The following is a 6513-nucleotide window of genomic DNA, read 5'->3' as shown; positions in this document are numbered from 1 at the left end:
TTTATGAGTATTTATGAGTATTTATGAGTATTTATGAGTATTTATGAGTATTTATGAGTATTTATTTTTATCATCGTGTTGCTAAATATCTAGCACCACATCAGTCATGGCAATGTTGATGCAAGTTTGAATAGATTCATAACCATCACTGCTTATTTTTCCTGTGTGAATATTTTTGACCACACCGCTGACTTTATTGCAGCGACACAACTGGCAGATACCTTGTCTACAACCATGCGCTAAGCGAATTCCTGCGTCCTCTGCGGCATTCAATAATGTCGTGCTACTATCAAACTGCCGTTGCCTCGCCCGTAAATAAACAGTATGTTGCGCTGCGTGTTTTTTGCTATCGAGCGCCTGTTTGTTATCAAAATTGAAATCAGGCGACGCATGACCAAAGTTTTCTACAATGATATTATCGCGCAGGTTTTTATTGTGCGGTAAGGTTATCTCTGCCGCTGCTTTATATAAGCCAGTCAACAGAGTCTGTGACCCGCATGCAAATATTTGCGTATCTGCCAGTGGTAGGTTTAATGCCAACAAACTGTCTACGCTCAAATGTCGCTTGCCCGCCAAATAAGTATCAGCTTTCTCGGTATTGACCAGATGATAGGTGAAAGCTGGATACGCTGTGCTCAGTTGTTGCCATTGGTTTTTGAACGGGAGCATTTCAGTGCGACTGTAATATAGCAACGTCACCTGATGTCCGTTGTCCAGTGCTTGCGTGATGAGCCCTAACATGGGCGTAATACCGCTGCCACCTGCGATAAATAATAAAGAAGCAGATTTTTCGGCAGCTGATTTTGTCTGTACCGTTATAGATGATTGTGCCAAAGTGAAAGAGCCACTAGGGACACTACTGTTAATGACACTGCCAAGTGCCATATGTTTGGTTAAGTAATCCGAAACCAAGCCTTGCGGCTTAATAGCAATGGTAATCGCAAGATAAGGTGGTTGCTTTTTGCGAGCGCCACTATTAATACTGTTGCCAGTAGTAATGTCGTGCCACCAGAGCGGTTGGTGCGCCAGACCTAATAATGAATAGCTGCGCTGATGATACACACCTTCAATAAGAACGCTTAAGTTAAGATGTTGACCACCCTGCCAACCACGTTGCGAACCCACTAATTGCCGTCGAAAAGCATGATTGGTCTCAAATCTGAGCGCTATTAAGTCATCGCTAAGGGTATACCGCGCAACAAGACGCAGCTTCGGCGTCGTCAATGACCAAAAAGGATGTAGGCGCGATCCGATAAAATCGACAAACGCACGTTGAATAATTTCAGGGCGATAGCCGTTGGTCATATTATCAATACCTTTGTTAATATTATCAAAATGATTGATATCATAAATAGTGTGTTCACCTGTGCGCCAATTTAGCGGATATCACTTAGGTCAGGTCGCTTTAATTTGTTAAGATATCCTAACATGCTAACGGCTATTGATTAAATTTGCGAAAGTTTTGATGCTATTTTTTGTGGTCTTTATAAAACAGTTATAAGTCAGAATGTTAAGCGAAACGGTTATATAGTAGGTTTCGTTACCGCTTTTAGCTAGAAAGCTGAGCACTCTGTGACAAAAGCCGTAAAACAATCGTTAAAACAATCTGTTGGCTTGCAGGGTATGCGCCACAATGCGATAATGGCTTATAATTTGTAACCCTGATTTTGAGGTGCAGCACGCTTGGCATCATTGCTAAGTATGATTCGCTTGCCTCTTTTATGCAGTCTATCGGAGTGTTAATGGCTCAATATATTTACACGATGAACAACGTGTCAAAACTTGTTCCGCCTAAGCGTGAAATTTTAAAAAATATCAACTTATCATTTTTCCCAGGTGCCAAAATCGGTGTCCTAGGTATTAACGGTTCAGGTAAATCAACCTTGCTACGCATTATGGCGGGCGTGGATACTGAATTTAGTGGTGAAGCACGCGCGCAAACTGGCACCAAAATTGGTTATTTGCCGCAGGAACCACAGCTTGATGACAGCAAAGACGTGCGTGGTAACGTCGAAGACGGTATGCGTGAAGCATTAGATGCACTTGCTCGTTTAGATGCCATTTATGCAGAATACGCTGAGCCTGATGCTGACTTTGATAAGCTTGCTGAAGAACAAGGCAAGATGGAAGACATCATTCAAGCGTGGGATGCTCATAACTTAAATACCCAGCTTGAAAAAGCCGCCGATGCCCTACGTCTGCCACCTTGGGATGCGGATGTGAGTAAGCTGTCTGGTGGTGAAAAACGCCGTGTGGCACTATGTCGTTTGCTATTGTCACGCCCTGATATGCTGTTACTTGACGAACCAACCAACCATTTGGACGCCGAATCTGTTGCATGGTTAGAGCAGTTCTTGCAGAACTATAGCGGTACAATCGTTGCTATTACCCATGATAGATATTTCCTAGACAACGTCGCTCAGTGGATTTTGGAGCTAGATCGTGGCCATGGTTATCCGTATGAAGGCAACTATACTGAGTGGCTCGAACAAAAGAACACCCGTTTAGAGCAGCAGAATAAGCAAGAAGAGTCATTTGCTAAAGCACTGAAAAAAGAGCTGGATTGGATTCGCAAAAACCAAAAAGGTCAACAAGCCAAGTCTAAATCTCGTGTACAGCGCTTTGAAGAGTTGAACTCAACAGAGTTCCAGCAGCGCAATGAGACAGCTGAGATTTATATTCCGCCCGGTCCACGTTTAGGTAATAAAGTCATTGAAGTGAATAACATCTCCAAATCATTTGGTGATCGTCTGCTTTATGAAAACCTAAGCTTTAACGTGCCAGCTGGTGCGATTGTCGGTATCATCGGACCAAATGGCGCGGGTAAAACCACACTGTTTAACATGATTACTGAGCGTGATACGCCAGATACGGGTTCAGTCGATTTGGGCGAAAGTGTTAAAGTCGCTTATGTTGGTCAGGTACGTGACAACTTAGATGACAGCAAAACTGTTTGGGAAGAAGTGTCTGACGGTCTTGATATTATTACGGTTGGCGATTACACCACGCCAAGTCGTGCTTATATCGGTCGCTTTAACTTCAAAGGCTCGGATCAGCAAAAGCACGTCGGTCAATTGTCTGGTGGTGAGCGTAACCGTTTACAGCTAGCGAAGACATTGAAGCAGGGCGCGAACGTCTTGCTCCTTGATGAACCGTCAAACGATTTGGACATTGAAACCTTACGTGCGCTAGAAGATGCGATTCAGGTCTTCCCAGGTACGGTCATGGTCGTCTCGCATGATCGCTGGTTCCTTGACCGTATCGCGACTCATATCTTGGCGTTCGAAGAGGAAGGCCCAGTTTGGTTCGATGGTAACTATTCTGAGTTTGAAACGTATCGCAAAAAGACGATGGGTGATGCTGCCACTCCTAAGCGTATGAAATATAAAAAGATTTCGACCTAGGACTGTTATTTAAAAAGTAGTTGTTAAAAAAAACTACTTAGAAATTTCAAATTCAAAGATAAAAAAAGACCTCTAATCAATTAGAGGTCTTTTTTTGCTCAATATATTCAGTTTAGCTCATTAAATATTGTAGCTGGTTACAAATTAACGCTTACGCCCAAATTTACGCTGCTTTTTATTACTAATCTCAGTAATCGCATGAGTAATTTCTTCTTCATCTAAGCTGGCGACTTGCTGCAAAATCTGCATCATATCAGGCGTTAGCACGTACTTAGCATGACGAGCAATATCATTGATACGATGATCAAAGGTCAATACGCCGGTTTCATCATCTTTTTGCAAGTAATCGAGACGAGTCAAGGCACTGATGAAGCTGGTGAATAAGGCGCGGTCAAAGAAATCAGGAATATCGTCTGCATATAGTACAGACAGGCGCTGACCCAGCAGATGACACAGATCAACGACTTCGCTTTCAGTTAGATTGCCTGAGCCTTGCTGGGCGAGTAGGGCAAGCGTCATAAAGTAACGCTCAAGGCTCTGTCCGACAGGCGTCGCTAGCACTTGCAGCTGCTGATAGCATTTGCTGTTTGACTCAGGGACGCTGAGTACGCCATCGCTCAATTCTACAATTAGACCATGCGAGAGTAAGCTGTCGACTTTTTTGTTCAGGGTATCAGCCAAGCCATGTGCTGGGTAATATAAGAACAGCTCGCTTTGTAAAAATGGATAGAGTTGCTTAGCAATATTGTCCAAACGACTGCGTTCGATACGACCGTTACGCGCCACTAAGGCGGCTAAAAAAGACAGTAGAATAAAGACATGAAGGATGTTATTACGGAAATAGCTGAGCAATGCCGCTTGCTTGCCGGCAATCTGAATGATGTCGCCTAAGATATGCGGCGTACGTTCAATGAGCTTTAGCTTGATACCATAATCAATGATTTGCTGCGGACTCATATCTGTAATAACGGTATCATCTGAGTAGGACAACTGCTGAGCAAGACCTTGATAGAGAGCAATTTGCTCACGGCAGATTTCTTCATCTAAAGCCGCTTTAGGCGCTGATAATAATACCAATGATAATAACGAAACGGGCGTCACAACCGCCGCCTTATTGATGTGCTGCATGATTTTGACGCCGATGTTATCGACCATCGCGCTGGCTTTATCATCGAGCGGGGTATCGGTGCGATCCGTTGGCAAGCTATTGGCTGGCACATCGAATTTTGTCATAAAGTCGCTAAGATGCAGCGGTGTGCCAAAGCTTAGATGTACATTACCAAAGATACGCTCAATTTTACGACCAACCTTGAGTAAGCCTAGTAAAGATTCAGATTCTTTTGGCTTGCCTTTTAACTCACCAATATAGGTGCCACCTTCCATAATACGTTCATAACCGATATAAGTCGGAATGAAAACCACTGGCTTCTCAGAATGACGTAATTGACTGTGCACTGTCATTGCTAGCATGCCCATCTTCGGTGGTAATAAACGTCCTGAACGCGAGCGACCACCCTCGATAAAGTATTCAATCGGTGTGTTACGCGTAATAAGGGTGTGCATATATTCGCGGAGGACGGCGGTATAAAGTGCATTGCCACGAAAGCTACGACGTATATAAAAGGCAACCGCGCCGCGTAATAATGGCCCTAATACGGGTACATCTAGGTTGTCACCAGCAGCGACATAAGGAATGCTCAGACCACGCTTGTAGATGACATAAGATAGCAATAGATAATCGACATGGCTACGATGACAAGGCACATAAACCAGCTCATAGTCAGTTGCAAGCTCACGTACGCGCTCAAAATGATGGACTTCTACGCCATCATAGAGTTGCGTCCATAACCACGTTAAAAACTTATAAAAACCGCGCACGATGGAATGTGAATAGTCATTGACCATCTCATTGGCATAACCTTTAGCCAAGACACGGGCTTCACGTACACTGATACCAGATTCTACTGCTTCTGCCTCTATCGCATGTTTGATAGCTGGTGAATACACCAGCTTGTCTACTAAGTTGCGTCTGTCTGATAAATCAGGACCGAGCATACTGGCACGCTGCTTGTCTAAATAAACCGTAAGCCTCTGCTGTAGCATACGTACCAGTTCACGATTGCTGTCAGCGGTCGCTACCAAAGCATAATTTGGTGCTTCGTCAGCATCGCCCACGCTACTCGTGATGTCTAAATTACTGTCTTTTGCAGGACTTTCTTTTACAGTGCCTTCTTTTACATCATCTTCTTTTATAGAGTTCTCTTTTGAATCAACGGCTAGTGAATCAAAAATAGAAAACCCTTCTTCATCACCTTTAAGGCTATCATTGATAAGGGTACGTAGATCTTGAGGTGGATGGAACTGTACAAAGGTGTCACGTCCCATTACTCCGATATTAAAGAGCTGCTTGGTGATGCTAGGGTCTTGCCAGTTGTCAGCGGTCAGCAGCTTAAACAGTGAATCCTCTTTTTCTGGGGCGCGTCCCCATAAAATAGAGACGGGCACCAAGCGTACTTTTAGCTCTGGATATTGCAAAACAGCAGACACCAAACGTGACAGGCGCGGCGATAGCTGACTGTCTTTGGCGCTTGGATGGTTCAAAAATATGATGGCTGCGTTTTCTTTGATATTATGGGCGGCATCATGTACCCCAACCAATGCTGGTGGTAAATTGTGCTCTTGCGTCTGCAGGTCAATCAAAATACTGTTGGAGCGCGAATAATCTTGCAACACATAAAATCTGAGCGTTTGATCGTCTGTATCGAACTCAGGTAATTCACCCAATAACTTAGGTTTAACAGCGACATCGAGTAGCTGCCCCGATAGCTTGCGATAAATTTGATTAATCGGCGCATTGGAATAAGGCTTGGGGGCGATTGGATTGACGTCAGTATTAGAAGCGCTGTCGGTTGTGACTGGCGCTTTAAAAATCCGTTTTTTTAAGAACTTCGGTATCATAATCAGTATCAAAAATAGTCAAATATGTTGCGCTTATGATGCCATAAAAGCCATCAAAGCGATATATAGTGTCTGTATATACTGCTAATATTAATACGGTCTGGTTACTATATAGTGAGTTAAGCCGCTCTTAATAAGCTCAAATAATTGA

At 43.6% G+C, this 6513-nt stretch carries 3 protein-coding genes; 1 reads left to right on the top strand and 2 read right to left on the bottom strand.

The annotated features are described in order from the left end of the window. Positions 1-81 precede the first annotated feature (81 nt). A complete protein-coding gene (locus tag I3257_RS11765) occupies positions 82-1305 on the bottom strand; it encodes an iron-sulfur cluster-binding domain-containing protein (protein WP_238049854.1) in 1224 nt (407 codons plus the stop codon). Between the two features lie 437 nt (positions 1306-1742). Between I3257_RS11765 and ettA the strand changes: the two genes are divergently transcribed. Next, the gene (gene ettA, locus I3257_RS11760; RefSeq protein WP_238034395.1) at positions 1743-3404 is read left to right on the top strand and encodes an energy-dependent translational throttle protein EttA; all 1662 of its coding nucleotides are present in this window, start codon (positions 1743-1745) and stop codon (positions 3402-3404) included. Between the two features lie 144 nt (positions 3405-3548). On the opposite strand, the gene plsB is transcribed toward ettA, so the two are convergent. After that, entirely contained in the window at positions 3549-6362 is a 2814-nt protein-coding gene (gene plsB, locus I3257_RS11755; protein WP_238034396.1) for a glycerol-3-phosphate 1-O-acyltransferase PlsB, read from the bottom strand. Positions 6363-6513: the final 151 nt, after the last annotated feature.

Source organism: Psychrobacter sp. Ps7 (genome assembly GCF_022129225.1).
Lineage (GTDB): Bacteria > Pseudomonadota > Gammaproteobacteria > Pseudomonadales > Moraxellaceae > Psychrobacter > Psychrobacter immobilis_A.
The sequence above is the reverse complement of the archived record's forward strand: the minus strand, read 5'-3'. Positions and strand labels throughout refer to the sequence as shown.